General features: G+C 70.0%; 27 protein-coding genes. 17 read left to right on the plus strand and 10 right to left on the minus strand.

Going from position 1 to position 24,605, the window contains the following annotated elements:
• Positions 1–3: 3 nt before the first annotated feature.
• From hemC to hemE, 7 genes are all read right to left on the minus strand, one after another.
• On the minus strand, positions 4–987 hold the full coding sequence (hemC, locus tag EHF32_RS14195; protein ID WP_137418789.1) for a hydroxymethylbilane synthase: 984 nt from the start codon (positions 985–987) through the stop codon (positions 4–6).
• A 28-nt stretch (positions 988–1,015) separates the two neighbouring features.
• Positions 1,016–1,693 carry a hydrogen peroxide-dependent heme synthase gene (gene hemQ / locus EHF32_RS14200; RefSeq protein ID WP_137418790.1) on the minus strand — a complete coding sequence of 226 codons (678 nt, stop codon included), beginning with the start codon at positions 1,691–1,693 and terminating at the stop codon, positions 1,016–1,018.
• Between the two features lie 84 nt (positions 1,694–1,777).
• Positions 1,778–2,050 (minus strand): DUF3618 domain-containing protein, encoded by a 273-nt coding sequence (locus EHF32_RS14205; protein WP_137418791.1) that lies wholly within the window; start codon positions 2,048–2,050, stop codon positions 1,778–1,780.
• Complete coding sequence (locus EHF32_RS14210; protein ID WP_137418792.1) at positions 2,047–2,448, minus strand: phage holin family protein; 402 nt, start codon at positions 2,446–2,448, stop codon at positions 2,047–2,049. The genes EHF32_RS14205 and EHF32_RS14210 overlap by 4 nt, the downstream gene beginning before the upstream one ends.
• Position 2,449: 1 nt before the next feature.
• Positions 2,450–2,860, minus strand: coding sequence for a hypothetical protein (locus EHF32_RS14215; RefSeq protein WP_137418793.1), 411 nt, complete (start codon positions 2,858–2,860; stop codon positions 2,450–2,452).
• An 89-nt stretch (positions 2,861–2,949) separates the two neighbouring features.
• Positions 2,950–4,407: a protoporphyrinogen oxidase gene (hemG, locus tag EHF32_RS14220; protein ID WP_137418794.1), complete on the minus strand. Its 1,458-nt coding sequence runs from the start codon at positions 4,405–4,407 to the stop codon at positions 2,950–2,952.
• Positions 4,404–5,483 carry a uroporphyrinogen decarboxylase gene (gene hemE / locus EHF32_RS14225; RefSeq protein WP_137419265.1) on the minus strand — a complete coding sequence of 360 codons (1,080 nt, stop codon included), beginning with the start codon at positions 5,481–5,483 and terminating at the stop codon, positions 4,404–4,406. The genes hemG and hemE overlap by 4 nt, the downstream gene beginning before the upstream one ends.
• A gap of 69 nt (positions 5,484–5,552) precedes the next feature.
• Between hemE and EHF32_RS14230 the strand changes: the two genes are divergently transcribed.
• The 7 genes from EHF32_RS14230 (at position 5,553) to EHF32_RS14260 (ending at position 12,058) form a co-directional block, all read left to right on the plus strand.
• A complete protein-coding gene (locus EHF32_RS14230; protein ID WP_137418795.1) occupies positions 5,553–6,863 on the plus strand; it encodes a glutamyl-tRNA reductase in 1,311 nt (436 codons plus the stop codon).
• Between the two features lie 381 nt (positions 6,864–7,244).
• On the plus strand, positions 7,245–7,634 hold the full coding sequence (locus EHF32_RS14235) for a hypothetical protein (RefSeq protein ID WP_137418796.1): 390 nt from the start codon (positions 7,245–7,247) through the stop codon (positions 7,632–7,634).
• Complete coding sequence (locus EHF32_RS14240; protein WP_137418797.1) at positions 7,631–8,203, plus strand: HhH-GPD-type base excision DNA repair protein; 573 nt, start codon at positions 7,631–7,633, stop codon at positions 8,201–8,203. The genes EHF32_RS14235 and EHF32_RS14240 overlap by 4 nt, the downstream gene beginning before the upstream one ends.
• Before the next feature lie 43 nt (positions 8,204–8,246).
• Positions 8,247–8,831, plus strand: coding sequence for a hypothetical protein (locus tag EHF32_RS14245; RefSeq protein ID WP_137418798.1), 585 nt, complete (start codon positions 8,247–8,249; stop codon positions 8,829–8,831).
• Positions 8,832–8,944: 113 nt separating this feature from the next.
• A complete protein-coding gene (locus EHF32_RS14250) occupies positions 8,945–10,330 on the plus strand; it encodes a glycine--tRNA ligase (RefSeq protein ID WP_137418799.1) in 1,386 nt (461 codons plus the stop codon).
• Between the two features lie 25 nt (positions 10,331–10,355).
• The gene (locus EHF32_RS14255; protein ID WP_137418800.1) at positions 10,356–10,823 is read left to right on the plus strand and encodes a hypothetical protein; all 468 of its coding nucleotides are present in this window, start codon (positions 10,356–10,358) and stop codon (positions 10,821–10,823) included.
• A gap of 50 nt (positions 10,824–10,873) precedes the next feature.
• Positions 10,874–12,058 carry an FHA domain-containing protein gene (locus tag EHF32_RS14260; RefSeq protein ID WP_137418801.1) on the plus strand — a complete coding sequence of 395 codons (1,185 nt, stop codon included), beginning with the start codon at positions 10,874–10,876 and terminating at the stop codon, positions 12,056–12,058.
• Positions 12,059–12,064: 6 nt separating this feature from the next.
• Here EHF32_RS14260 and EHF32_RS14265 read toward each other — a convergent pair whose 3' ends face one another.
• The 3 genes from EHF32_RS14265 to eccD are packed head-to-tail and all read right to left on the minus strand — an operon-like array spanning position 12,065 to position 16,100.
• Positions 12,065–13,402, minus strand: coding sequence for a S8 family serine peptidase (locus tag EHF32_RS14265; protein WP_137418802.1), 1,338 nt, complete (start codon positions 13,400–13,402; stop codon positions 12,065–12,067).
• Between the two features lie 4 nt (positions 13,403–13,406).
• A complete protein-coding gene (gene eccB, locus EHF32_RS14270; RefSeq protein ID WP_137418803.1) occupies positions 13,407–14,756 on the minus strand; it encodes a type VII secretion protein EccB in 1,350 nt (449 codons plus the stop codon).
• Between the two features lie 3 nt (positions 14,757–14,759).
• Positions 14,760–16,100 (minus strand): type VII secretion integral membrane protein EccD, encoded by a 1,341-nt coding sequence (gene eccD / locus EHF32_RS14275; RefSeq protein WP_137418804.1) that lies wholly within the window; start codon positions 16,098–16,100, stop codon positions 14,760–14,762.
• A 271-nt stretch (positions 16,101–16,371) separates the two neighbouring features.
• Between eccD and EHF32_RS14280 the strand changes: the two genes are divergently transcribed.
• The 10 genes from EHF32_RS14280 (at position 16,372) to EHF32_RS14325 (ending at position 24,595) form a co-directional block, all read left to right on the plus strand.
• Positions 16,372–16,686: a WXG100 family type VII secretion target gene (locus EHF32_RS14280; protein WP_137418805.1), complete on the plus strand. Its 315-nt coding sequence runs from the start codon at positions 16,372–16,374 to the stop codon at positions 16,684–16,686.
• 34 nt (positions 16,687–16,720) lie between these two features.
• Positions 16,721–17,011 (plus strand): WXG100 family type VII secretion target, encoded by a 291-nt coding sequence (locus EHF32_RS14285; RefSeq protein ID WP_234073807.1) that lies wholly within the window; start codon positions 16,721–16,723, stop codon positions 17,009–17,011.
• 84 nt (positions 17,012–17,095) lie between these two features.
• Complete coding sequence (locus tag EHF32_RS14290; RefSeq protein ID WP_137418806.1) at positions 17,096–17,506, plus strand: hypothetical protein; 411 nt, start codon at positions 17,096–17,098, stop codon at positions 17,504–17,506.
• A gap of 68 nt (positions 17,507–17,574) precedes the next feature.
• Positions 17,575–18,783 (plus strand): S8 family peptidase, encoded by a 1,209-nt coding sequence (locus EHF32_RS14295; protein ID WP_161594131.1) that lies wholly within the window; start codon positions 17,575–17,577, stop codon positions 18,781–18,783.
• A complete protein-coding gene (locus tag EHF32_RS14300) occupies positions 18,780–20,129 on the plus strand; it encodes a hypothetical protein (protein WP_137418808.1) in 1,350 nt (449 codons plus the stop codon). The genes EHF32_RS14295 and EHF32_RS14300 overlap by 4 nt, the downstream gene beginning before the upstream one ends.
• 3 nt (positions 20,130–20,132) lie before the next feature.
• Positions 20,133–20,450, plus strand: coding sequence for a WXG100 family type VII secretion target (locus tag EHF32_RS14305; RefSeq protein ID WP_137418809.1), 318 nt, complete (start codon positions 20,133–20,135; stop codon positions 20,448–20,450).
• A 1-nt stretch (position 20,451) separates the two neighbouring features.
• A complete protein-coding gene (locus EHF32_RS14310; protein WP_137418810.1) occupies positions 20,452–20,742 on the plus strand; it encodes a WXG100 family type VII secretion target in 291 nt (96 codons plus the stop codon).
• A gap of 123 nt (positions 20,743–20,865) precedes the next feature.
• Positions 20,866–22,065, plus strand: a complete 1,200-nt coding sequence (locus EHF32_RS14315; protein ID WP_137418811.1) for a S8 family peptidase — start codon at positions 20,866–20,868, stop codon at positions 22,063–22,065.
• On the plus strand, positions 22,065–23,324 hold the full coding sequence (locus tag EHF32_RS14320; RefSeq protein WP_238343857.1) for a S8 family peptidase: 1,260 nt from the start codon (positions 22,065–22,067) through the stop codon (positions 23,322–23,324). Before EHF32_RS14315 ends, EHF32_RS14320 begins: the two co-directional genes overlap by 1 nt.
• Positions 23,324–24,595 (plus strand): S8 family peptidase, encoded by a 1,272-nt coding sequence (locus tag EHF32_RS14325; protein WP_238343858.1) that lies wholly within the window; start codon positions 23,324–23,326, stop codon positions 24,593–24,595. The genes EHF32_RS14320 and EHF32_RS14325 overlap by 1 nt, the downstream gene beginning before the upstream one ends.
• The last annotated feature ends 10 nt before the right edge of the window (positions 24,596–24,605 follow it).

A 24,605-nucleotide genomic window follows, 5' to 3' on the forward strand; every position in this document is an offset into this window, starting at 1 on the left:
CTTTCATGGTGAGACCTCGGCTGCTCCATGCTCGAGCAGCTCGCGTGCGACGTCACTCCCGGTTTCGCGTGCACCTGCGATCGGGTCGTCATCGCCGGCAGCTCTCGCACCATCGCTGCTGCCCGTCGGCCCAGCATACCCGTCCCTCACGCACAGGTTTCTCTCAGCTTCGATCGCGCGACTTCCGTCGGCGGCGTACACCGTGGCGCGCACGTGCAGTCGATCTCCCTCGAGCACGGCGTGCACCCCGACCGGCGCGGAGCAGCCGGCATCCAGGCCTGCGAGCACCGCTCTCTCGATCGTGACCGCGACGCGGGTCGCGGCGTCGTCGAGTCGACCGATCGCTGTGAGCAGGTCGGCGGGCGCATCCTGGCGCGCCTCGACGGCGAGCGATCCCTGACCCGGCGCGGTGGGCCACTGCGCGAGTGCGAGGGGCTCGGTGAAGAGCTCGCCGGTCGCACCGCCGAGACGGGCGAGGCCGGCCGCGGCGAGGATGACCGCATCCAGCTCTCCGTCGCGTACACGCGACAGGCGCGAGTCGACGTTGCCACGCAGATCCTGGGCGACGAGTCCGGGGTTCCGCCGCCGCAACTGGGCGATGCGGCGAGGGGAGCCGGTTCCGATGACGCTGCCGGCGGCCATCTCGGCGATCGGAGTGCCGTCACGGGTGATCACGACGTCGCGGGCGTCTTCTCGCCGCGGGGTGGCGGCGATCACGAGCCCGGGCGCCTCGGCCGTGGGGAGGTCTTTGAGGGAATGCACCAGCAGGTCGCATTCACCCGCCAGCAGCGCCTCGCGCAGGCGCGTCGCGAACACGCCACGACCGCCAAGCTGCGACAGCGAGGCGCGCGAGACGTCGCCCTCGGAGGTGATCGGGACGAGCACGACCTGGCGCCCGGACACCGTCGCCAGCAGATCGGCGATCTGCTGCGACTGCGCGGTCGCGAGGGCGCTGCGCCGAGTGCCCAGGCGCAGCGGTGCGCTCACACCCCGCTCCGGTGCCGACATCCGCGGGTCACGACAGAATCTCGGCGATGGCCGAGGTCGGGACGAGGCGGCCCGTGAAGAAGGGGACTTCCTCGCGCACGTGGCGACGCGCCTCGGTGTAACGCAGTGCCCGCATCATGTCGACCAGGTCGCTCAGCTCGTCCGCCTCCATGGGCAGCAGCCACTCGTAGTCGCCGAGGGCGAACGAGGCGACGGTGTTCGCGACGACGTTCGTGTACGCCGCGCCCTTGCGGCCGTGGTCGGCCAGCATGGCGCGGCGCTCCTCCTCCGGCAGCAGGTACCACTCGTAGCTGCGCACGAAGGGGTAGACCGTGAGCCACTCGCGGGCGTGCTCGCCGCGGAGGAACCCGGGCACGTGCGAGCGGTTGAACTCGGCGTCGCGGTGCACGCCCATCGCGTTCCACACCGGAAGGAGGTCCTGCAGGAGGTCGGTGCGTCGCAGGCGTCGCAGGTCGCGCTGCAGGTCCTCGGCGACAGGCCCATGCATCCAGACCATCAGATCGGCGTCGGCGCGAAGTCCGCTGACGTCGTAGAACCCGCGGATGGTGACGCCACCGGCCTCGATCAGCTCGACGAGAGCGGCGAGCTCGGTGTCGTCCGTCGCGGTGACGGGCTTCGCGGGGTCGCGGCGGAACACCGCCCAGAGGGTGAACTGCGTGGACGTCGACTCGGGTGCGGAGCTCATGACCTCCAGTCTCACCCCGTCGTCGCCAGACGCCAAACGGCGCCGGCCAGTGCTATCCGCGATGCGTCGGTGCGGGGGAGCGAATCAGCGCACGTAGGCGCGGATGGCGCCCCACACGATGACGCCGACGGCAGCCGCCGTACCGATGACGGCGAGCGTCGCCGCCGTCGGTTCCTCGCGCGCGAAGCGGCGGAACTGGGCGATGCGACGCTCGGCCGCCGTGCCCACGCGGCGCGGGACGTTGGCCTTCTCCTCGATCGCGGCCAGCGTGGCCTTGAGCTCCGCACGCGCCTTCTCGACGGGGTCGGTGATGCCCAGGGGGACACCGGTGCGGGGAACGGGAACCGGAGCAGTCATTCGCCTGCCTCCTTCACGACGCGCACGTCTTCGGCGATGTGGGATGCGGGGTTGTCCTTGCCGATCCTGCGGAAGCGCAGGTACCCGAGCAGGGCCAGCACGACGGCGATGAGCAGCATCGCGCCGAACAGCACGAGGGCGGCGACCCACGGCTGCCACCAGGACGAGAGCCCGATGATGATGAACGCACCGAGCGCCGGGATCGACCAGAACAGGATGATCAGGGCGCCGAGCATGAGGCCGCCGCCGATACCGGCGTTCTTCGCCGCCTTGCCGAGCCACTTCTTCGCGGAGTCGATCTCCGCCGTCACGAGGTTGCGGACGAGCTCGGGGACCTCGCCGACCAGGGTCAGCAGGCTCTTCTCCGACTTGTCACGGAAGCCGCGGGGGGTGGTCATGTCACTTCCCGCCCGACGAGGAGCCGCCCGTGCTGCGCTTGGCGGCAGGGCGCTTCGCGGTCGTGGACGACGTGGACTTCTTCGCGGCCGTCGCCGTGGTTTCGGCGGCGTCCGCGACGTCCTCCGCTGCGTCGGCGCCGGCGTCGAGCGCGGCATCCAGACGCTGGCCGGGGGTGCCGTCGGTCGTGACGGCCTTGGTGACCTTCACCGCGCCGCTGAACAGGGCGCTCGGCACCGCGAGCAGTGCCCACTTGCCCACCTCCTGCAGCTTGCCGACCTGCTTCTGCACGGGCGCCAGGTTCCACACCTTCTGCGCCTGCGTCTTGATCTGTTCGTAGCGCTCACGGCCTGCGCGCGTTCCGAGCACGTAGCCCGCTGCCAGTCCGATGACGAGTCCAGCTTTGCCCCTCATGGGGTCTCCTCACGTTCGGGGTGGATCAAGCGAGTGTGCGCCCAGCGTAGCGCTGTATGCCGTTCGGGTTATCCGGTTGACATGCGCGCTCACTCCTGAGAACGCGGCGACCCCCACAGCGCCGAACGGCGCAGCCGATCGGTCTCTTCACGAGCGTCGGGGACGACCTGGGCGAGCCCGGTTCCCGACAGCCACGCACCGACGGCGCCGAGGCCGGGCACGGCCCGGATGGCTCCGCGTGCGGCGGCGGTGTGCTCCGCGCGCCCGATGACGGATGCGGGCTGCGACTGCACCCATCGAGCGCGATGCGAACCCCGGACCGACGCCGGGTCGAGGCGAACACCGAGCAGGGCGGAGGCCTCATCGAGCGCGAGCGCCGCAGCGGCGTCGTCGGTGAGCTGAGCGGTCGCCGGGTCTTCACCCTGGGCGCCGAAGGAGACGCGGACGACGTGCACGCCGGGGCCCGCCGCATCCGCGATCCACTCCCATTTCGCGCTGGCGTGCGTGAGCGCTTTCGCCCGGTGCGAGCCGGGCACCGTGAGCACGCCGGTTCCGCGCGGTGGGATGTCCAGGCCCGGCTCGTGCACGACGAGGGTGATGATCTCGACCACGGGTGGCGCGGTCGTCATCGGCTCGAGCGTCGGGACGACCGGCACGAGCAGGCGGCGCGCCTCGTCCTCGGTGGTCGCGACGACCACGAGATCGGCCTCGAGGCGTTCCTCCGCGTCGAGCTGGACAGACCAACGTGCGTCGTCGCGCTCGAGCGCGGTGACGGCCGCATCCGTGCGCACGTCGACGCCCAGCTCCTCGAGGCGGGTGACGAGGGCGTGCACGAGGCGGGTCATGCCGCCCCGCAGCCCGGCGACAGCGCTCCCCGGGGTGGCGGTGCTGCGTCCGCGCAGGTCGCTGACGGCGCCGCTGAGCGAACCCGCGCGGGTGAGTGCGGCGTTCAGGCCGGGGGCTGCGAGGTCCACGTCGATGTCGTCGGGGCGGGCCGAGTAGACGCCGCTCGTGACGGGGGCGACGAGGCGGTCGAGTACGGCCTCGCCCATGCGGCTGCGCACGAGGTGACCGAGGCTGCGGTCGTGACCGATCGTCAGCGGCGGGCGGAGGCGATCCAGGTAGGCGCGCCAGGCGCCCGACCAGCCGATGATGCGCCGCACGCTCGGATCGAACGGGTTCTCCGGGATGCCGAGCACGCCGCCGCGCGGCAGGGGTGCGGCTCGTCCGCCGGGAAGACCCGCGACCCAGGCGCCGCCGGCGGCGGGGGTCACCACCTCGTCACCGATGCCGAGCTCGTCGATCAGCGCGCGCACGGTGCCGCCGCGCGTCGCGTAGCTCTCCGCTCCCACATCCACCGAGAGGCCCGCGACCTCGGCGCCGCGCAGCACGCCGCCGGGCTGCGCCGATGCTTCGAGCACCGTCACGCGGAAGCCGAGCTTGGCGAAGTCGAGCGCTGCGACCAGACCGGCGACGCCGCCGCCGACGACCGCGACGCGGGTGGCCTCGGCCCGCGCGGCGAGATCGTCGAGATCCGCCGCGCTCACACCTGCTCCTCGTGCGCCAGCTCGACGATGCGTGTCAGCACGTCGGGGTCCGTCTCGGGCGGGACGCCGTGCCCCAGGTTGAGGATGTGTGCGCGCGCCGCACGTCCGCGCGCGATCACGTCGCGCACGTGCTCCTCCACGATCTGCCACGGCGCCTGCAGAAGGGCGGGATCGATGTTGCCCTGCACGGTGACGCCCTGTCCGAGGATCGCGGCGGCCTCGTCGAGCGGTGTGCGCCAGTCGACGCCGACCGCATCCGTCGTGCCATCCAGTCGCATGTCCGTCAGCAGGTGTCCCGTGCCGACGCCGAAGTGGATGCGGGGCGCGTCCGCACCGGCGAGAGCTGCCCGCGAGTGGGGGGCGACGTACGTGCGGTAGTCGGCGACCGACAGCGAGCCCGCCCACGAGTCGAACAGCTGCACGGCGGACGCGCCCGCATCCGTCTGCGCAGCGAGGAACGTGCGCGAGACCTCCGCGAGCCAGCCCGCGAGCGCGTGCCACGACTGCGGGTCGGCATGCATGAGCGCCCGGGCGCGCAGGTGCTCCTTCGACGGCCCGCCCTCGACGAGGTACGCGGCGAGAGTGAAGGGCGCGCCCGCGAACCCGATGAGCGGGGTGTCGCCGAGCTCGTCCACGACGATGCGCACGGCCTCGCGCACCGGTTCCGCCGCGGCGGCGACCGCCTGCGGGTCGATGTCCACGATGCGGGCGACGTCGGATGCGGTGCGCACCGGGTCCGGGAACACCGGGCCGCGTCCGGGCTCGATCTCCACGGCGATGCCGGCGAGGCGCAGCGGCACGACGATGTCGCTGAAGAAGATGCCCGCGTCCACTCCGTGACGGCGCACGGGCTGCAGGGTGATCTCGGCCGCGAGGTCGGGGGTCAGGCAGGCATCGAGCATGCGGGTCCCCACGCGCAGGTCGCGGTACTCGGGCAACGACCGCCCCGCCTGACGCATGAACCAGACCGGGAGGCGGTCGGTGCGCTCGCCCTTGAGGGCGCGGATGAGGGGGGAGGAGGCGGGTCCGGTGGAGCTCACTCCGACATCCTCCCATCCGGTGGGTGAGCGCCACATGTCGAGCGACTGCACGTTCGTGCGCAAGCTCCCGCGGCCGGTGATATCGACGCGGCGTACAATCGAGGGGTGCTGTTGTGTGTCAGCGCGAGTCACAAGACCGCGTCCTTCGAGCTCCTCGAGCGACTCAGCATCCACACCACCCGCGTCGCCCCTTTGATCGCCGAGCACGACGAGTGCGTGCAGGGTGCCGTCGTCGTGGCGACCTGCAACCGCTTCGAGGCCTACGTCGACATGGACGAGCCCGTCACCGCGGCCGAGGCCGTGGGGCTCGAGGCGGCGTTGTCGGCGATCGAGTCCGCCACGGGCGTCTCAGCCGATGAGTTCTCCGGTTCGTACGAGGTCATCTCCGGCCCGAGCGTCGCGCAGCACCTGTTCGCCGTCGCGTCCGGTCTCGAATCCGTCGTCGTCGGCGAGGGTGAGATCGCCGGTCAGGTACGCCGTGCGCTGACGGAGGCGCGGGGCGACGGTACGACCTCCCCCGAGCTCGAGCGCCTGTTCCAGCGCGCGTCCGAGACGCAGCGCGGCGTCAAGAACAGCACGGCGCTCGGCCGCGCCGGCCGCTCGCTCGTGCGTCTCTCCCTGGATCTCGCGTCGGCGCGGTTCGCCGACTGGGCGACGCTGCGCGTCCTGCTCGTGGGCACCGGTGCGTACGCGGCCGCCACTCTCGCTGCGCTCCGTGAGCGCGGCGTCACCGACATCACGGTGCACTCGCCGTCGGGCCGGGGTGAGCGCTTCGCCCGCAAGCACGGCCTCGCTGTGGCGGATGCGGCGGGCTTCGCCACGGCCGCCAAGCTGTCGGACCTCGTCATCACCTGCACGAGCGTCGAGCACCCCGTGCTCAGCGCCGCGACCTTCGGCGACGAGGCGTCCATCTCGCGGACGGCTCCCGGCCATGACCGACACCGCCGCCTCGTCATCGATCTCGGCCTGCCGCGCAACGTCGACCCCGATGTCGCGACCGTCAGCGGCACCGACCTGCTCGATCTCGAGACCATCCGTGTCCACGCGCCGCTCGAAGAGCTGCAGGCGACGGATGCGGCACGCGCCCTCGTGGCCGACGCCGCCCAGCGCTTCACGGTCGTCGGCGAGCGTCGCACGGTCGCGCCCGCCGTCGTCGCCCTGCGCACGCACATGTTCGAGCTGCTCGAGGCGGAGATCGCCCGCGGACGTCGCCGCGGCGACGACGAGCGGACCGAGCAGGCGCTGCGCCACCTGGTGGGTCGCCTGCTGCACACCCCCACGACCCGCGCGCACGCGCTCGCCGAGCAGGGGCGCGCCGATGAGGTCTTCGCCGCGCTCGAGGTGCTCTACGGTCTCGCGCCGGAGGATGCCGCATCCGAGGACGACGGCGACGCCGCATCCGAGCTCGCCGGCTGACCCGCCCGCGCTTCGTCGCCGGGCTGGATGGCGCTGCCCGCACGTCCCCGTGCCGCCCGTCCCCGTCCCCGTCCCGCAGGTCGCCCGATCCTGCCCGCACCGCCGGTCGCCCGTCCCGCCGCTCGCCCGATCCTGCCCGCACCGCCGGTCGCCCAGCCGGGCCGGCTAGCGCGGCCCACCTGACCAGCTCGCCTGTCAGAGATCGACGCGTTGGCGTCGATCTCTGACAGGCGAGCGTGCCGGGCTGATGTTCCTCTGTCTCAGATCGACGCGTTGGCGTCGATCTGAGACAGAGGAACAGGTCGGGGGTGCACCCGCAGCGCCCCCAGCCCTTCGCACCCATCCCTGCCGCCGCGGTCGGGGGACTGGCACCATGGAGGCATGAGCGCCGAACCGCCCGCCGCCTGGGCACCTGACGTCCGCGAAGCCATGAAGGGCGTCACGAACTTCAGGGTGAGTGCGCCGATCACGCTGATCGCGGGGTGCCTGTGGGATTTCGGGGAGGACGAGCTCGCCGAACGCGCGCTCACCATGAGCGCCGATGATCACGCCGCCATCCTCCGGATCGCCGCGGTCTACGAGAACCCCCGCTACCCGCTTCCCGTGGTGGGGCGCAACATCACCCACGGCCATGTGGATGCCCTGGCGGCGATCGCCTACTTCGAAGGCGCACTGCGGCCGCTCGCGCAGAATCGGCGCCGGCCGCAGAAGAACCGGCCGGATCGGTTCCGCACACCCGTACCTGTTCGCGATCCCGAAGGAGACGCATGAGCGCCGACCTGCACATCACCGCCGACGAGAACGCCGACGCGCTGTTGACGCGCGACCCGTTCGCCCTGCTGATCGGGATGCTGCTCGACCAGCAGGTGGCGATGGAGACCGCCTTCGCCGGACCGCTGAAGATCCTCGACCGCGTCGGCGCGCTCGACCCGGCCTCGCTCGCGGCGTACGACCCGGAAGCCTTCGCCGCGGCGTTCGGGCAGACCCCCGCCGTGCACCGCTTTCCGGGTTCCATGGCGGAGCGCGTGCAGAAGCTCAGCGCCGAGATCGCCGACCGCTGGCACGGGGATGCGGCGGCGATCTGGACCGAGGGTGACCCCGACGGTCGGGAGGTGCTGAAGCGGCTCAAGGCGCTACCCGGCTTCGGTGAGCAGAAGGCCAAGATCTTCGTCGCGCTGCTGGGCAAGCAGCGCGGCTTCACGGGCGGCGGGTGGCGCGAGGCCTCCGCTCCGTACGGCGAGGACGGCTCGTTCCGTTCGGTCGCCGACATCACGAGTCCCGAGTCCCTCACGAAGGTCCGTGAGACCAAGCGGGCCGCGAAAGCCGCCGCCAAGAGCTGAGCGCTCAGGGAAGCCATAGGCACCCCCCGGATACAGTGCAGGTATGTCGAACGGGGGAGATGCCGCGTCTGCGAGGTCCGCGCGCCGTGCGGCGGCGCGGACCGGAGCGACGGCAGCAGCGCTGCTGATCGCGGCTCTCGCGCTCACCGGATGCGGCGCGCAACCTCGTCCCGCGCCCAGCGCGACGGCGCTTCCTTCCGGCATCACCGCCACTCTGCTGCCCGCGACACCTGCCCAGAGCGCCGACGAAGTGCGACTGTGGGTCGAGAACACGACCGACGAGAATCTCGCGCTCACCCGCATCCGCATCGACGCTCCGGGCTTCGCCGGCATCGGCCGCAAGGTCGGCTCCGGGAGCATCGAGGTCGAGGCGGGGCAGAGCGCGGAGATCGTGGTGTCGCTGCCGCAGATCCGTTGCGAGGCGGACGCGAGTGCGCCCGCGGGGGCGGATGCGGCGCCGCTGCCCACTCCCTCGCCGTCGGCGAGTGGTGCGAGCGAAGACCCCACGGCGACGATCGGTTTCGCGCTCGGCGCCGCCATCGGCGTCGCGGTGACGCCGCTCGCCGACCCCGAGGGAGTCGTGGCGGCACGGATCGCCGCCGCGTGCACGTCGGCGCCCGCCGGCTGACGCTCGCAGAACGCGCGGCGGAGCGCCGCACCGGCGCGGATAGAATCGGATGATCCCGCGCCGCATCCCCGATGCGCCCGCGCGCCCTTCGCACAGCGACCATTGGAGCCACCGTGGCCGAGCAGTCCCGTCTCGACAAAGTCATCGCCCTCGCCCGCCATCGCGGGTTCGTCTTCCAGGCGGGCGAGATCTACGGCGGATCGCGTTCCGCGTGGGACTACGGCCCCCTCGGTACGGAACTCAAGGAGAACATCCGCCGCGAGTGGTGGCAGACCTTCGTCCGAGGCCGCGGCGACATGGTGGGTCTCGACTCGTCGATCATCCTGCCCAAGCGCGTCTGGGAGGCATCCGGCCACGTCGCCACCTTCACCGATCCGCTGGTGGAGTGCCTGCACTGTCACAAGCGGTTCCGCGCCGACAACCTCATCGAGGACTTCGAAGCGCGTAAGGGACGCCCGGCGGAGAACGGTCTGGCCGACATCCCGTGCCCGAACTGCGGCACCAAGGGGCAGTACACCGAGCCGAAGGCCTTCTCCGGCCTCGTGAAGACCTACCTCGGCGTCGTCGACGACGAGTCGGGGCTGTACTTCCTGCGCCCCGAGACCGCGCAGGGCATCTTCATCAACTTCTCGAACGTGCTCACCGCGAGCCGAAAGAAGCCGCCGTTCGGCGTCGGCCAGGTCGGCAAGGCGTTCCGCAACGAGATCACGCCCGGAAACTTCATCTTCCGCACGCGCGAGTTCGAGCAGATGGAGATCGAGTACTTCACGCCGCCGGCCGAGGCGAACGAGTGGTTCGAGCACTGGGTGGAGGCCTGCTGGAACTGGTTCATCGATCTCGGCATCGACGCCGACAACATGCGCCGCCTCGACGTTCCCGAGGAAGACCGCGCGCACTACTCCGCCGGCACGATCGACGTCGAGTACCGCTTCGGGTTCCAGGGTAAGGAGTGGGGCGAGCTCATGGGCGTCGCCAACCGCACCGACTACGACCTGTCGAGCCACGCGGAGGCGTCGGGCACGAAGCTCGCGTACTTCGACCAGTCGTCGAACACCACGTACACGCCGTACGTCATCGAGCCCTCGTTCGGCCTCACGCGGGCGATGATGGCCTTCCTCGTCGACGCCTACCGTGAGGAAGAGGTGCCGAACGCGAAGGGCGGCGTCGACACCCGCACGGTGCTCAAGCTCGACCCGCGCCTCGCGCCCGTCAAGGTCGCGGTGCTGCCGCTGAGCCGCAACGAGAACCTCTCGCCGCTCGCACGACGTGTGGCGGATGAGCTGCGCGGTCGCTGGAACGTCGACTTCGACGATGCCGGCGCCATCGGCCGCCGCTACCGCCGCCAGGACGAGATCGGTACGCCGTTCTGTGTCACGGTCGATTTCGACTCGCTCGAAGACGACGCCGTCACGGTTCGCGATCGCGACACCATGACGCAGGAGCGCGTGCCGCTCGACACGCTGCACGGCTATCTGGCGGAGCGCCTGCGCGGCGCTTGAGGCCGGCCGGCATCGGAGCGGGCGCATGGGAACGGACGGGGGGCGCCACTTCCCGACCGACGGCGGCGTCTTGATCAAGCCGACCTGGATCGTGCGAACGACGGCGCCTGCATCGGTAGCGCTGGATGCGTTCACTACGGCGCTGGTGGATGCGAAGTACCGCATGGTCGACTCCGCGCTGTCGACGCGCCGGTTGAAGGCCGGCTCGGCGCTGCGGTTCATCGCCTCGAATGTGGTCGGTGTCGAACTCATCCCCGGGATGCGGTCATGGGGATTCGAGGCGAGGGCGACGCTGACGGCCCAGGCGGATGCGGGGCGCACCCGCATCCTGATCATGCTCGACCGGCTCGCCCACGGAAGCATCATCGCGTTGCCCTACACGGCCGACGCTCTCGACCGCGGCGCGGCGGCGCTGGTCGAGGGAGGGCATGACCTCGTGGTCGCTCCACTGACGGAAGGCAAGGGGCTGCGTCCGTCGGATGCGGGCCGGTAGCGTGGAATGAGGGCCCTTCTGCGTGCGGCCCGAGGGGAGACGGGGTATCCGTGGATGACAGCTCGGTCGTGCTGACCGTCGTGATCGTCGTCGCCGTGCTCGGCGGCATCTTCGCCGCGGGTTGGCACGTCTGGTATGCCATCGGCCTCTCTCGGGTTCTTCAGGAGCGCGAGACCGAGCCATGGCGTGCCTGGGTGCCGATCATGAACGAGGCGGAGCTCTTCCGGCTCGGCAATGTCGACCCCGTCAAGGCCGCGCTCCTGCTCGTCCCCTTCGTCAACGTCTACGCGCTGATCCTCAAGATCATGGCCGTACACCGCATCAACAGCGAGGCCGGCCGCGGCGCCGGAAGCACCGTGCTGGGAGTGCTGCTGCCGCCCGTGTGGGCAGCGGTCCTCTCCGGCGGTCGCCCTCCGGCCGCACCCCAGCAGCCCGTGGTCGCGCCCGGACGTCCCGCGCCCGTGTTCGCCGTCGCCCCGCCGGCACAGCGCCCGCCCGCCATCCCGGATGCGGTCGTCGCGCCCCCCGTGCCCCCGGTCGCTCCCGCCCCGATCGCGCCCGGCGCGGTTCCCGTGGCCCCCGCTGCCGCGCCCGCGGCGCCCGCGCCGAGTGGATACGGCCCCAAGCGACGCGGCGTGACCCCGGGAGCCCCCGCGGCTCCGACTGCAGCGGTGCCCCCCGGGGCTGCGCCGTCGGCGGCCCCCGCGCCTGCCGTCGCTCCCGCGGCAGCGCCGGTCATACCGCCCACACCCGCTGCCGACGCGCCGCCGACTCCGATCGCCCAGCCGCAGAGCGCGCAATCGCCCGCGCCCGCCCAGCCCGCACCGGTCCTACGCTCGGGACCGGTCGAGCCGGAGCCCGCTCCCCTCACCCGTCGAGCCCGTCGCGGCGCGGAAGAGACGCCTGTGCCCACCGGATGGTCGCTCGCGCTGCCGTCCGGTGAGATCGTCGCTGTCGCCGCTGCGGCCCTCGTGCTCGGACGCAACCCGCGCGCGGCAGAGAGCGGTGTGCAGTACGTCGCGGTCACGGATGAAGCGCGAACCGTCTCGAAGGAGCACGCACGTCTCGTCTGGGACGGCACGGCGTGGACGATCACCGACCTGGGCTCCACGAACGGCGTCAGCCTGCTGGACGCCTCCGGCGCCGAGCAGGCCGTCGCGGCGGGCGGATCCGCCCCGGTGACCGATCGCTTCGTGCTCGGAGACGCCGTGGTGCAGATCCGCCGCGCGAGCTGAACGGTCTCAGTCGCGCGGTTCGTCGTCGCGGTAGAGCCCGCCCCCGTGCCGCACAGGCTGCGGGGCCGTCGACGCCTGTCGGCGACGGGAGACGAACACACCGAGCGCCCCGGCGCCGCCGATCGCGATGAGCGCCCCGACCGCAGCCGTGGTCCCGAAGAGGATGGCCTCCTCGTCGGGTGCGGGCTTGTGCACCACGACGACGGGATCGGCGGCAAGTTGCTCCGGCGCGGCGGACTCGCTACCGGGGAACGGACTCGCGGGTCCGCGAAGTCCCGGTCCCGGTTGCATCACGATGGCGTCGTACGGTTGCACGACTCCCCAGCCCGCTCGGTCGTCACGGGTGTCGGGGTCGCTGCGCACGGCCGTCGCCGTGAGACGGTAGGCCCACTCGGCGGGGGTCTCGTCAGGGTGCGCCGCCGCCACGAGCGCCGCCGCCGCCGAGACGTATCCCGCGGAGTAACTGGTGGCAGGGGCGCTGTCGGCGTACACGCAGTCGCCGCCGAACTGGGATGTCGTGATGATGCTCTGCCCGGGAGCGGCGATCGCCACATGCGAGCCGTGGATGCTGTCGTCGGTGACGACGCCCTGCAGATCCGTGGCGGACACCCCCAGCACCCCCGGATAGTTCGCCGGATAGCGCGGAACATCGGCGTCGCTCTGAACGAAGGAGAGCACGTTGTTGCGGTTGCCTGAGCTGCCGATCACGAGACTGCCCCGAGAGGTCGCGTAGGCGACCGCATCCGCCACTTCCGGCACGTCGTCGGTCGTGCTCATCGACACGTTGATGATCTGCGCCCCGGCGTCGGCCGCCCAGCGGATGCCGGCGGCCAGCTTGCCGATCTGCGGGCCGAAGCCGGCCTCCACCGTCTGCTTGTCGTCGCTGGCGAAGACCCGTACCGAGAGGATCTTCGCCTCCGGAGCGAGGCCTTCGACGCCCGACGCGTCGAGCTTGCGCGCCGCGATCTGGCCCGCGATGGCCGTGCCGTGACCGTACACGTCGGTCGAGCCGTCGGGTACCTGCCCGTCGCCGACGAGATTCACTCCGCCCGCGAACGCGTCAACGAGATGGGGGTTGATCGCGAGGACGCCGGAATCCACGACCGCGACGGTGACGCCCGCGCCTCTGGTGATCGTCCACGCCAGATCGCTCTGCAGCATCGACAGTGCCGGGGGTGCTGCTCCGATACGCGTCGCGGCGTTGCAGCCCTGCGAGGACTGTGCGGATGCGGCGGGCGCCTCGACGGGGACGGCACCCAGCAGCACGCCCGCCAGGGCCGCTGCGGAGACCGCGGCAGCGACACGTCCTAGCGGTCGCGCACTCGTCGCGTGGGCGGAACGCACGCGATCAGCCTCCCGCCGTGGGTGTGGGCAGGGGGCGGGTTCCGTCCGTCGACAGGCCGGCCGCCTCCTCGGTCAAGGCCGGCCCGGTGCGCAGCAGGTCGATCCACACGTCTGCGGCGGTGCCGATGTCGTCGGGAGTGAAGCCGAGTCGGGCGATCGTCTCCTCGGTGGCACCGGGGAGCGCATACGACGTGCCGGTGGCGTCAACGAGCGTCACCAGGGCAGTGTTCTGATCGCCGCGCCCGCCCGACCGCACGACAGCACCGGCGCCTGCGGTCACGCGTACCTGGGCGGTGACGCTGTCCGAGCGTGGCTGAGTGGCCAGCACGGTGCGGGTCTCAGCGTTGTCGCCGATGAGTGCGGCGCAGGGCCGGTCGTCGGTGTCGATGGCGGTGAAGCTCTGCGTGGGCCAGTCCGCTCCGCCGGCACGCTTGTCGGCGGAGGGAAGACTGCCCGTCTCGGCTTGCGTGACCTCGCGCACCTGTGAGGTCTGGCCGCCGAGCTGGTAGAGCTGCCAGGCGAGCGGTGTGAGCTCGGCGAGGGTGCCGTCCGACTGCACGAGGGAGCGCTTGTCTTCGGGCTCGCCCGTGGCGTGCACGACGTCGCCGACCCGCAGCGACGTCCCTTGCACGGCGGCGCCCGCGTTCGATACGCGCAGGGGGGCGAGGTCCGCGCCCGGCGTGAACAGGTTGAGCCAGTCGACCGGCACCTTCACCGGGTTGAGCGTGCCGATGCCGGCGGCGCGCAGAATCGCGTCGCCGTCGTTCGCGGCAACGGCGAAGCGCAGCCCGTCGGAGATCACGTAACGCGAACCGGCGGCGTCGACGACGACGGCCCGCCCGCTCGCTTCCTGGGGGGCAGTGCCACCGATGCGCACGTCCAGGGCGGCGTCGTCGGTGACGCAGGCGCCCCAGCCGCTGTTGGTCAGGCCCGCGGGAGTGGGGATCTCGTCGGGTGCGCCGACGATGCCGAGCGTGGGCCCGAGACGGACTCCTTCGAGATTCTGTTGATCGGTGTCGATCACCTGGAAGTCGCTGGAGGGCAGGATGAGGCGGGCGCTGGCGGTGTTGATGACGGGGTAGAGCACGCCGTCCTGGGTGATGAAGCGCGACCCGGTGTCCTTGACGATGATGAGCTTGCCGTTGTCCCAGCCGTTGGGCAGCCCCGGTCGGATGAGCCCGTAGAACACGCCGACCAGGACGACGCCGACCGTCAGTGCGATGGCGGCGATGACCGCGCGAAGGGGAGCGGTGGGCTCGAGTTCCTTACCGCCGGGCGCGCCGCTGACGAAGGCGGTGAGCAGGCGGCGGCGCGAGAAGGTCTGCGCCTCGATGAGGTCGTTCTTGGTCGCCATGGATCAGGCCAGCCCCGCCGCGATGACGCCCAAGGGCAGCAGCAGCGCGAGCAGCACGAGCTCGACCGTGTCGGACACCCGCGCCAGACGCGTGCGCGCCTTGGGGGAGAGCAGGGTGACGGTGACCACGATCGCTGCGGCGACGCCGAGCGCGATGAGCAGCGCCGTGCGCAGCCCGGGCTGCGTGAGCGAGATCGTCAGACCGGATGCGGCGAGGCCCGCGGTGCCCACGGCCATGATCGCCAGCACACCCGAGCGGGCGTAGGTCTGGCGCGACGGGAACATCATGCCGAGGAACGCGAGCGTGCAGAGGATCGCGCCCACAACGCCGTCGGAGGCCACGAGCGGGGTCGCGGCGAGCACGGCGATCCCGAGTGCGACGCGCAGAGCGACGAGGGTGCGCTGTCCCCGCGCCGTGCGCGCCCGCACGTCGGCGGCGTCGATCGGCTGCGGGTCGGCGAACATGTCGGCGTCGCTCTGGGGCGAGATGACGCGCAGTCTCGTGGAGCTGAGCACCAGCCAAGGCAGTGTGCCGGAGAGCGTGCCGACGATTCCGATCATGAGTGCGTAGGGCGCGACCGTCCCTTGAGGCAGCAGCGCCGTGATGGCCGCGGCGATCCCGACCACTCCGCCCAGCGCCACGGGAACGAGTTGCACCTCGGCGCGGTCGGGCATGAGTGCGAGCGTGGCCCCTCCGACCACGAGCATTCCGAGCCCCGCGGCGGCGAGCGGCCAGCCCCACAGATCCAGCGATGCGGGGACGGCGAGGTATCCCGAGAGGGCGGCGAAGACGGATGCGGCAATGCCCAGCCCCTGGCCTGCCTCGAGCTGCCCGAGCCGGGCGACGACGGCGGCGACGGTCGCGAGGATGACGGCTCCACCGCCAGCGATGAGTGCGCCGAGCCCCAGTGAGGGACCCGCCGCCAGAAGGAGAAGTGCACAGAGTCCGAGGAGGGTGAGGCTGACGGCCAGAGCCGTGCGGGCGTTGTCTCGTGCCGTCCACGGCCGGTTCTGCTGTCCGGTGGCGTCGATGACCGCTTCGACGATGTCGTCGTACACCCGCGGCTGTGCGATGAGCCCCCCACGAGCCAGCGTGAGCACGTCGCCGTCGGACACTCCCTGCGACGCCGCACCCTGCGCCGCATCCAGCACCGTGCCGTCGGCCTTCTGCAGCGCGTAGCCCGCGTAGGTCATTGTCGGATCGAGCACACCGAGGCTCCGGGCGAAGCCGGGCATGAACTCGATGAGCGGCACGTGCGCGGGCACGCCGATGTCGAGTCGGCGTCCCTCGCTCTGCACGGAGATCCGAAGTAGCGCGCGCGGCGCGCTGATCGTCTGGGCCACGGTGCGGGCTCCCCCTCCGGCTCGGGCGACAAGATGCGCTGTCGTCGCGCGCCGCCATTCTATGGTCCCGTGCGCACGGGGCACGGTTGCTGGACGGCACAGCGCCGGTGGGTTATAACGTGAGAGAAGTCTCATGGCAATGCCCTGTGGAGAGCTTGCCCACTCCTCGAAAACCTCCCTAGCTTTAGATCGGTCGGTTTCCTACGCCCTTCACCTCGCGAAGAGCGGCCGGCTGGCGGGAACGCCGATGATGAGGGATGAGGGGGAAGTCGTGGCAGATGTGATCTCCGCTGAAGAGGGTGCTCTCAAGCGCGGCGCCCAGGCAGTCAACACGGCCAAGGCCGGTGTCGACCAGCAGGTCAAGAAGGTCCGTTCCGAGATCGAGCAGGTCTCCGGATTCTGGACGGGCGCCGCAGCCGGCGCTTACACGCAGCTCATGGCGCGGTGGAACCAGGAGACCACCAAGCTCAACGAGGTGCTGGTGACGCTCGAGGAGGCCCTGTCGGGCACGGAGCGCGACCAGGCCGCCTCGGAAGAATCGCACCAGCAGACGATCTCCGGTCTCAACTCGATGATGGGCGCCTGACGCTTCGGCGCAGGCTTTCGGAAAGGAAACTTCCATGCAGTCCATGTCCGTCCGTCCCGAGCAGGTCATCGCGCTCTCGCAGCAGATCCGCGGCGGCGCCAACGGGATCAAGTCTCAGCTCGAGACCCTCGAGTCCGAGGTCGGCAAGCTTCGCGCTTCCTGGAACGGTGAGGCGCAGAACGCTTACGACGATGCTCAGCGCAAGTGGAACCAGTCGCTGATCGCCCTCAACACGCTCCTCGAGCAGATCGCGGCGAAGACCGAAGAGATCTCGCAGGGCTACGTCTCGACCGACCGTTCGGCCGCCGGGCGCTTCGCGCTCTGACACACCTCGTGTTGCGGGTCGGCCGGTGAGAACCGCGCCGGCCCGCATCCGGCTTTCAGATACAGACTTTTCCGGGGGAACACCATGAGCTCCATCACTCAGATCGCGTTGGACCTGGCGCAGCTCGCGCAGAACATCGCTCGTCTCCAGGAGCAGGCCAACGCGATCCCTGCCAAGGGTGAAGTGGCGCAGGTGGAGGGGGCCAACCAGGAGCACGCACAGGCAACCTACCTGCAGAGCCTCTCGCGGCTGGCGACGGCGATCAGCAAGAAGACGGAGACGGTGCGTCTCTACGTGGAGACGAACGCCGAGGCCCTGCAGAAGGCCGCCGACGCGTTGCAGAACACCGATGGTGACAATTCGCTCGCAGCCCGGCGTGCGTCAGCGTTCATCGACGCCTCCGTGGCCAACGCCTCTGCGTCGCCCGCGTCCACCGGTGGTTCCGGCACCTCGTCCTCCGGTGCGACGTCCGGCCGGACTCCTCAACCGTGGTGAATGGCTCCGAACGGCGAGCTCGACCTCGCCCACGCCTGGGTGGCCTTCTCGCGCTCTCGTGCGTCGGCTTGCTGGTCTTTGGCGCGTCCGCGCCCGCGGCGGCCGCCGATGAGGACGGGCAGTGGTGGTATCAGGCATACGGCGTCGCCGACGTGCATGCCGAGGGGTGGACAGGCAAGGGCGTGAAGATCGCGGTCGTGGATACGCAGATCAATCCGGATCTGCCCGACTTCCAAGGCGCGGATCTGACGGTCGCTGATGGCTCCGCATGTGCCGGCGACGACCCGTCGTCGTCGGTCGCGAGCGCAGGGGCTCAGCACGGATCCACGGTGACGGCGATGCTGATCGGCAACGGCGCAGGTGTGGCGGGGACGAAGGGGATCGTTCCGGATGCGTCGGTCACGTTCTACGGGGTCGGGGCGACGGCGGATTGCGAGCCCCTCCCCGAGGTCGCCGAGTCCAAGCTGACGCCGATCATGTGGATGGTCAAACGTGCGCTCGATGACGGTGCCGACATCGTGTCCGTCTCGATGGTCACCGGTGAGGGCGGTCTGCCCGACGACCTCGTGCTCGCCGAGGCCGCCGCGAAGAAGGTGCCCGTCGTCGCTGGTAATCCGAACGACACCTTCAAAGAAGGCGCCTTCCCGGCCGGACTGAACTCCGTCGTCGGCGTGAGCGCGGTCGGTTCGGATCAGAAGCTGCCGATCGGCGCCTTGGGCGTGGAGAATCAAGTCACCGACACGACGGTGGTCGCTCCGGGCGTGGACCTCGCGACCATCGGTGACGGCGCCGATCCGGGGTCGTGGGGCGTGTCGGGTCGCGCCACCGGAACGTCCTTGGCGACGCCGCTGGTGGCGGGGATCCTCGCCGCGGCGAAGCAGAAGTACCCGGACGCGACGGGCGACCAGTTGATCCAGTCCCTGATCCACAACACGGGTCCTGAGGACCACGAGCTGCAGTACAGCGACACCGACGGTTACGGATACGGAGTCGCGTCGCTGCGCCACACACTGAGCAAGGATCCGACGCAGTACGAAGACGTCAACCCGCTCCTGAACAAGGGGGCTGGGCCGACCCAGGCGGACATCGACGAGGCCGCCGCGGCCCTCTCGTCGCCGGCACCTTCGGAGCAGCCCGCTCCCGGAGGTGCGAATGCACTCATGCCGGTCCTGATCGGCGTCGGAGTGGGCATCGCAGTCTTGATCATCGCGGGGGTCATCGTGACCGTCGTGCTCGTTCGAAGAAGTAATCGCACCCAGCGAAAGGGGCAGTCATGAGCGAATGGGAGCAGCGCCTTCGCAACCTCGCGGAGGGCCCGGCGTGGCAGATGCCGAATCTCTCGGCGGTGGGACCAGCGTTGAGCTCGCTGACCACGCTGATGAACCGCGTGGCCAGTGAGACCGGGTTCACCGGTGAGACCGAGCGCGAAGCCGTCGATCAGATGCAGAAGGCCAAAGCGGACATCGAGGATCTACGACGCTATGTCGAGCAGGACCTCCCCACGGCGATCAACGCCGCGAACACCCGCAGGGAGGACGCGCAGCGCCACCTCGAGGCGCTCGACTCGGGTTCTCTGAGCGCAGACGCGCAGCAGACGATCCGCAACGCCGCCGCCGGTGCGACGATCGTCTTCCCGGGCTTCTCGGTGATCGCCGGTGAGGGGGCGATCGCAGCCGCCAACTGGTTCCTCGGCTCGCAGCGAGAGGCCCAGGCGAAGTCGGCCGTCGAGGCGGTGAGCAACGCGCTCGATCAGGACTCCGCCGCGTTCCCGGATCTGCCGCCGATGGAGAACGTCTACGGCAGCATCCCGAACATCCCCGACGAGCTGCGCGACACGAACATCGACACGGGCGGACCTTCCACGCCGAGCGCGCAGAAGTATCCCGACTACAACGTGCCGACGGGTGTCCCCCCGGGGCAGGGCGGCGTGATCATGCCGGATCCAGACGGGGGTGGCCCGCGCTTCGTACCCAACGATCCCGACGGCGGAGGCAGCGGCGGCCCCCAGGGCACGGCTCGGCCGCCGATCTACAACGCCCTGCCGGCTCCGGGTGTCATCGTGCATCCCGACGGCCCCGTGGGCAACGGTATCGGTACCTACCCCGGTGGTGGACAGACGCCGCTTCTTCCGGGCGGTCCGGGAGGTTCTGGAGGTCTGGGCTCGGGAGGTCTGGGCTCCGGGGGTATGTCGAGCGGCTTCGTGGCAGGCGCCGGTGGGGCAGCTGCTCTGGGCGGCCTCGGTAAAGCGGCCGCGGCCGGTGGTCTCGGCGGACTTCGCGGTGCAGGTGGTCTCGGCGGCGCAGGGCTTGCCGCGCGCGGCGGTGCCGGCGGTCTCGGCGGTGGCCTGACCGCCAACGCCGGGGGCGGCGCCGGTGGTGGGCTGCTCGGCAAGGGCGGTGCGGGTGGCGCCGGCGTCGGTGCAGGGGCGGCGGGTGAAGCCGCGGGCGGCTCGCGCGGTGCGACGGGCATGATGGGCGGCGGCGGTGCCGGAGCGGGCGCTGGCGGCGGAGGCCGAAGCGACAAGAAGGGTCGCGGTCTCGGTGGTCCGATCGCGCCGTCGATCGAAGACGATGCAGAGTTCGGTCCTCGATCCGAGGGTGCGGGCGCAGGGGGAAGGGACTGACACATGAGCGAGAAGATCTCCGCAGAAGAGGGAGCGCTGCTGCGCGGCGCCGAGGCGGTCTCCGCGACCTACCTCGATATCGCCGACAGCACTCGACGCGTGATCGCTGAGCTCGACCAGATCCAGTCGATCTGGCAGGGGGAGGCTTCGCAGTCCTACGCGCAGATGATGCAGACGTGGACGGCGGGCGCGCAGAAGATCAACCAGACGCTGGTCCACCTGGAGGAGGCGTTGCGCTCCACGGAGCGTTCGCAGAACGCTCTGGAGGAGCAGCACCAGTCCACCATCGGTGGCCTGGGCGCGATGATGGGAGGAGCGTGAGATGGGCGATCTGAGCATCACTCCGGCGGCACTGACCGCATCCGCAGGTGAGTTGCGCCGCGAGTCGCAGCGTATCGAGGGTGCGCTTCGCGCTCTCGAGCAGGAGGCGAACCGCCTCCGCGGCAACTGGGACGGCGCGGCGCGCGTGGCCTATGATAACGCGCAGCGCGCGTGGTCGATGGAGTTCGAGCACATGAAGACGGTGCTTGCGCGCATCGCGTCGGCGACCGAGTCGATCGCGGAGGACTACCTGACCACCGACCGCAACTCGGCGAAGCTGTTCCAGCGCTGACGACAGTGCGAGCCCGCGAGATGCGGGTCGAAGCGGTCTCGGGGAGCGAACGCGCGCGTTCGCTCCCCGAGACCGCTTCCGGGGGGAGAAGACTTGCGAACTCGAACGCTTCGCGGGTACGTCATGACCGCGCTGCTTGTGGTCGCCGCGATGAGCACCACGGCTCCCGCGTCCGCTGCGGATGACGGGCAGTGGTGGTACGAGGGTTACCACGTTCAGGATGCGCGTGATGCTGGCTGGACCGGTAAGGGCGTGAAGATCGCGGTGGTGGACAGCCAGATCAATCCGGAGTTGCCGGATTTCGCGGGCGCTGACCTGACCGTCGCTCCTGGTGCGGCGTGTGAGGGCGTGGAGCCGTCGACGACTGAGGCGAATGCTGAGTCGGAGCATGGGTCGACGGTGACGGCGATGCTGATCGGTAACGGCACTGGTGTGGCGGGAACGAAAGGTATTGCGCCTGAGTCTTCTGTGACGTTCTACGGGGTGGGTGCTCTGGCGGATTGCACGCCGACGCCCGAGGTTGAGGCTTCTGGGCACTCGCCGTTGATGTGGATGATCCAGCGCGCCCTCGACGACGGCGCCGGCGTCATCATGACGGCGGTCGTTGTCGGCGAGACCACGAGTGCAGATAACGAGACCGTGGCAGAGGCGGTGGCTCGCAAGGTTCCGCTCGTGGCGGGTAACCCTAACGACGGATTCAATCAGGGCATTCTTCCGGCAGCGTTCAACGGCGTGATCGCGGTGAGCGCTATTGATCGCAACTCCACCCTCCCTGCGGGGGGCCTGGGGGTGGAGAACCGAATTCCTGGAACGACGGTTGTCGCACCGGGTGTAGACATATCCACGATCGGTGACAACGCAGGTTCATGGGACGTGGCGGGGCGCGGGACGGGGACCTCGCTGGCGACGCCGTTGGTCGCGGGCATCCTGGCCGTCGGGATGCAGAAGTACCCTGACGCGACGGGCAACCAGCTGATCCAGTCGCTCGTGCACAACACCGGGTCCGAAGATCACCCGCTCGAGTTCGACGCAAGCGATGGTTTCGGCTACGGGACTGCTTCTCTCACCCGCCTCCTCGCGGCGGACCCGCTGCAGTACCCGGACGAGAACCCGCTCTTGGATAAGCGTCTGCAACAGCCGTCGGCCGAGGACATCGCCGACGTCGAGCAAGCGCTCGCGTCATCGCCCTCGAAGGAATCGACCGGGTCGCCGTTGCTCCCTGTGATCATCGGGGTCGGGGTGGGCGTGCTTGCATTGATCGTGGTGGGTGTGGTTGTGACGGTGGTTCTGGTGCGGCGGAGTCGTCGGCGGGTGGGGGCGTGATGGTGGTGTCGCGGAGGCGTTGGGTGCGTGCTGGTGCGGTGGCCGCGGTGGGGCTTGCGGGTGTGCTGGCACTTGGTGCGTCGCCCGCATCCGCTGCGGATGACGGGCAGTGGTGGTACGACGTGTACAAGGTCGCGGACGTTCATGCGGAGGGGTGGACGGGCGAGGGCGTCAAGATTGCCGTCGTCGATAGCCAGATCAATCCGGAGTTGCCGGATTTCGCGGGAGCAGACCTGACCGTCGCTGCGGGCGCTGCGTGCGAAGGTGCCGAGCCGTCAACGACGGAAGCGAACGCAGAGTCGGAGCATGGGTCGACGGTGACGGCGATGCTGATCGGTAACGGCACGGGTGTTGCCGGAACGAAGGGCATCGTGCCAGACGCATCCGTGACGTTCTACGGCGTGGGAGCGCTGGAGGACTGCACCCCGACGGCGGAGGTTGAGCAGTCGCGGCACACGCCCCTCGGGTGGATGCTGCAGCGCGCACTAGACGACGGCGCCGACATCGTTATGACGACCGTCGTCATCGGTCAAGCGCAACCGGCCGATCGGACCACGATCGCGCAGGCGATCGCGCGCAAGGTCCCCTTGATCGCCGGTAACCCGAATGACGGTTTCAAACAGGGCCTCCTGCCCGCCCGCTTCGTTGGCGTGGTCGCTGTCAGCGCCGTCGATCAAAACCTCGAGCTGCCGATCGCGGCGCTCGGAGTTCCCAACGTGATCTCGGAGACGACGGTGGTTGCACCCGGCGTTGCGATCTCGACGCTCGGCGACAACAACTCCTGGGATACCCCAGGACTCGGAACAGGGACCTCCTTCGCAACCCCGCAGGTTGCCGGCATCCTGGCAGTCGCGATGCAGAAGTACCCGAACGCCACCGGGAATCAGCTGCTCCAATCGCGCGTACACAACACGGGTAGCGAGGATCATCCTCTGGTGTACGACCCGAGCGACGGTTTCGGTTACGGTGCTGCATCCCTCACTCGTGTTCTGGCGGCCGACCCCACGCAGTACCCGGACACTAACCCCCTTCTCGGTAAGGGCCTCGCACAACCCTCTGCGGAGGAGATCGCGGCCGCCGAGCAAACCCTTGCATCTGCGGAATCCGATGGCCAGTCCGGCGGCACCGACGCCGATGGGTTAGCGGCGTTCCTGCCCGTGATCATCGGGATCGCGGTCGGCGTGCTCGCACTGATTGTGGTGGGTGTGGTCGTCACAGTGGTGCTCGTGCGGCGGAGTCGTCGGCGGGTGGGGGCGTGATGGTGGTGTCGCGGATGCGTTGGGTGCGTGCTGGTGCGGTGGTCGCGGTGGGGCTTGCCGGTCTGCTGACACTTGGCGCGGCCGCACCTGCCGCCGCTGCGGATGGCGGGCAGTGGTGGTACGACATCTACGGTGTCGCGGACGTTCATGCGGAGGGGTGGACGGGCGCGGGCGTGAAGATTGCGGTGATTGATAGTCAGATCAATCCGGATCTGCCGGACTTTCAGGGTGCGGATCTGACGGTGGCTGAGGGTTCGGCGTGTGTGGGGAAGGATCCTGCGACGGCGGAGGCGACGGCGACGTCGGAGCATGGGTCGACGGTGACGGCGATGCTGATCGGTAACGGCACGGGGGTGGCCGGGACGAAGGGGATCGTTCCGGATGCGTCGGTGACGTTCTACGGTTTGGGTGCGACGGGGGATTGTGAGCCGACGGCCGAGGTGAAGGATTCCGGTCATGAGCCGATGGGGTGGATGATCCAACGGGCCATCGACGATGGAGCTGACATCCTCACCACGTCAACGGTCGTCGGAGTCAGCACTGTTGCGGACGTGGAGACGATCGCCGAACTCGTCGCGAAGAAGATCCCCTTCGTGGCGGGAAATCCGAACGACGCCTTCAAGGAGGGCGCGCTTCCGGCGGGCTTTGCGGGCGTCGTCGCCGTCAGCGCCGTCGATCAAGAAGGAAAACTCCCGCTCGGAGCGCTCGGGGTCGAGAACCAGATCGGCGAGACGACCGTCGTCGCACCGGGCGTCGACATCTCGACGATAGGTGATGGCTCGGGATCCTGGGACGTAGCGGGCCGAGCGACTGGTACCTCGCTGGCGGCACCGCAGGTCGCCGGCATTCTGGCGGCGGCGAAGCAGAAGTACCCAGCAGCCACGGGGAACCAGCTCCTGCAGTCGCTCACTCGCAACACAGGCAACGAAGACCACGAACTCCAGTACAACGACAGCGATGGTTTCGGGTACGGAACGGCATCGTTGCGTCACGTGCTCAGCAAGGACCCGCTCGGGTATGAGGATGTGAATCCCCTCCTGAACAAGACGAACCCGCGGCCTTCCCCCGAGCAGGTGGCGGCCGCCGAGCAAACCCTTGCATCTGCGGAATCCGATGGCCAGTCCGGCGGCACCGACGCCGATGGCATCGCGGCGTTCCTGCCCGTGACCATCGGGATCGCGGTCGGCGTGCTCGCACTGATTGTGGTGGGTGTGGTCGTGACGGTGGTGCTCGTGCGGCGGAGCAACCGGTCGCGGCAGACAAACCCTTAGGGGCCACGCG

Source organism: Microbacterium sp. RG1, from assembly GCF_005347485.1.
Lineage (GTDB): Bacteria > Actinomycetota > Actinomycetes > Actinomycetales > Microbacteriaceae > Microbacterium > Microbacterium binotii_A.

Bases quoted from the DNA above. Each gene is read 5' to 3' on its own strand.
- hemQ (WP_137418790.1), bottom strand. From the start codon at position 1,693: ATGAGCTCCGCACCCGAGTCGACGTCCACGCAGTTCACCCTCTGGGCG.
- EHF32_RS14205 (WP_137418791.1), bottom strand. From the start codon at position 2,050: ATGACTGCTCCGGTTCCCGTTCCCCGCACCGGTGTCCCCCTGGGCATC.
- EHF32_RS14210 (WP_137418792.1), bottom strand. From the start codon at position 2,448: ATGACCACCCCCCGCGGCTTCCGTGACAAGTCGGAGAAGAGCCTGCTG.
- EHF32_RS14215 (WP_137418793.1), bottom strand. From the start codon at position 2,860: ATGAGGGGCAAAGCTGGACTCGTCATCGGACTGGCAGCGGGCTACGTG.
- hemE (WP_137419265.1), bottom strand. From the start codon at position 5,483: ATGTGGCGCTCACCCACCGGATGGGAGGATGTCGGAGTGAGCTCCACC.
- EHF32_RS14235 (WP_137418796.1), top strand. From the start codon at position 7,245: ATGAGCGCCGAACCGCCCGCCGCCTGGGCACCTGACGTCCGCGAAGCC.
- EHF32_RS14240 (WP_137418797.1), top strand. From the start codon at position 7,631: ATGAGCGCCGACCTGCACATCACCGCCGACGAGAACGCCGACGCGCTG.
- EHF32_RS14245 (WP_137418798.1), top strand. From the start codon at position 8,247: ATGTCGAACGGGGGAGATGCCGCGTCTGCGAGGTCCGCGCGCCGTGCG.
- EHF32_RS14255 (WP_137418800.1), top strand. From the start codon at position 10,356: ATGGGAACGGACGGGGGGCGCCACTTCCCGACCGACGGCGGCGTCTTG.
- eccB (WP_137418803.1), bottom strand. From the start codon at position 14,756: ATGGCGACCAAGAACGACCTCATCGAGGCGCAGACCTTCTCGCGCCGC.
- EHF32_RS14285 (WP_234073807.1), top strand. From the start codon at position 16,721: ATGCAGTCCATGTCCGTCCGTCCCGAGCAGGTCATCGCGCTCTCGCAG.
- EHF32_RS14290 (WP_137418806.1), top strand. From the start codon at position 17,096: ATGAGCTCCATCACTCAGATCGCGTTGGACCTGGCGCAGCTCGCGCAG.
- EHF32_RS14300 (WP_137418808.1), top strand. From the start codon at position 18,780: ATGAGCGAATGGGAGCAGCGCCTTCGCAACCTCGCGGAGGGCCCGGCG.
- EHF32_RS14305 (WP_137418809.1), top strand. From the start codon at position 20,133: ATGAGCGAGAAGATCTCCGCAGAAGAGGGAGCGCTGCTGCGCGGCGCC.
- EHF32_RS14310 (WP_137418810.1), top strand. From the start codon at position 20,452: ATGGGCGATCTGAGCATCACTCCGGCGGCACTGACCGCATCCGCAGGT.
- EHF32_RS14315 (WP_137418811.1), top strand. From the start codon at position 20,866: ATGACCGCGCTGCTTGTGGTCGCCGCGATGAGCACCACGGCTCCCGCG.
- EHF32_RS14320 (WP_238343857.1), top strand. From the start codon at position 22,065: ATGGTGGTGTCGCGGAGGCGTTGGGTGCGTGCTGGTGCGGTGGCCGCG.
- EHF32_RS14325 (WP_238343858.1), top strand. From the start codon at position 23,324: ATGGTGGTGTCGCGGATGCGTTGGGTGCGTGCTGGTGCGGTGGTCGCG.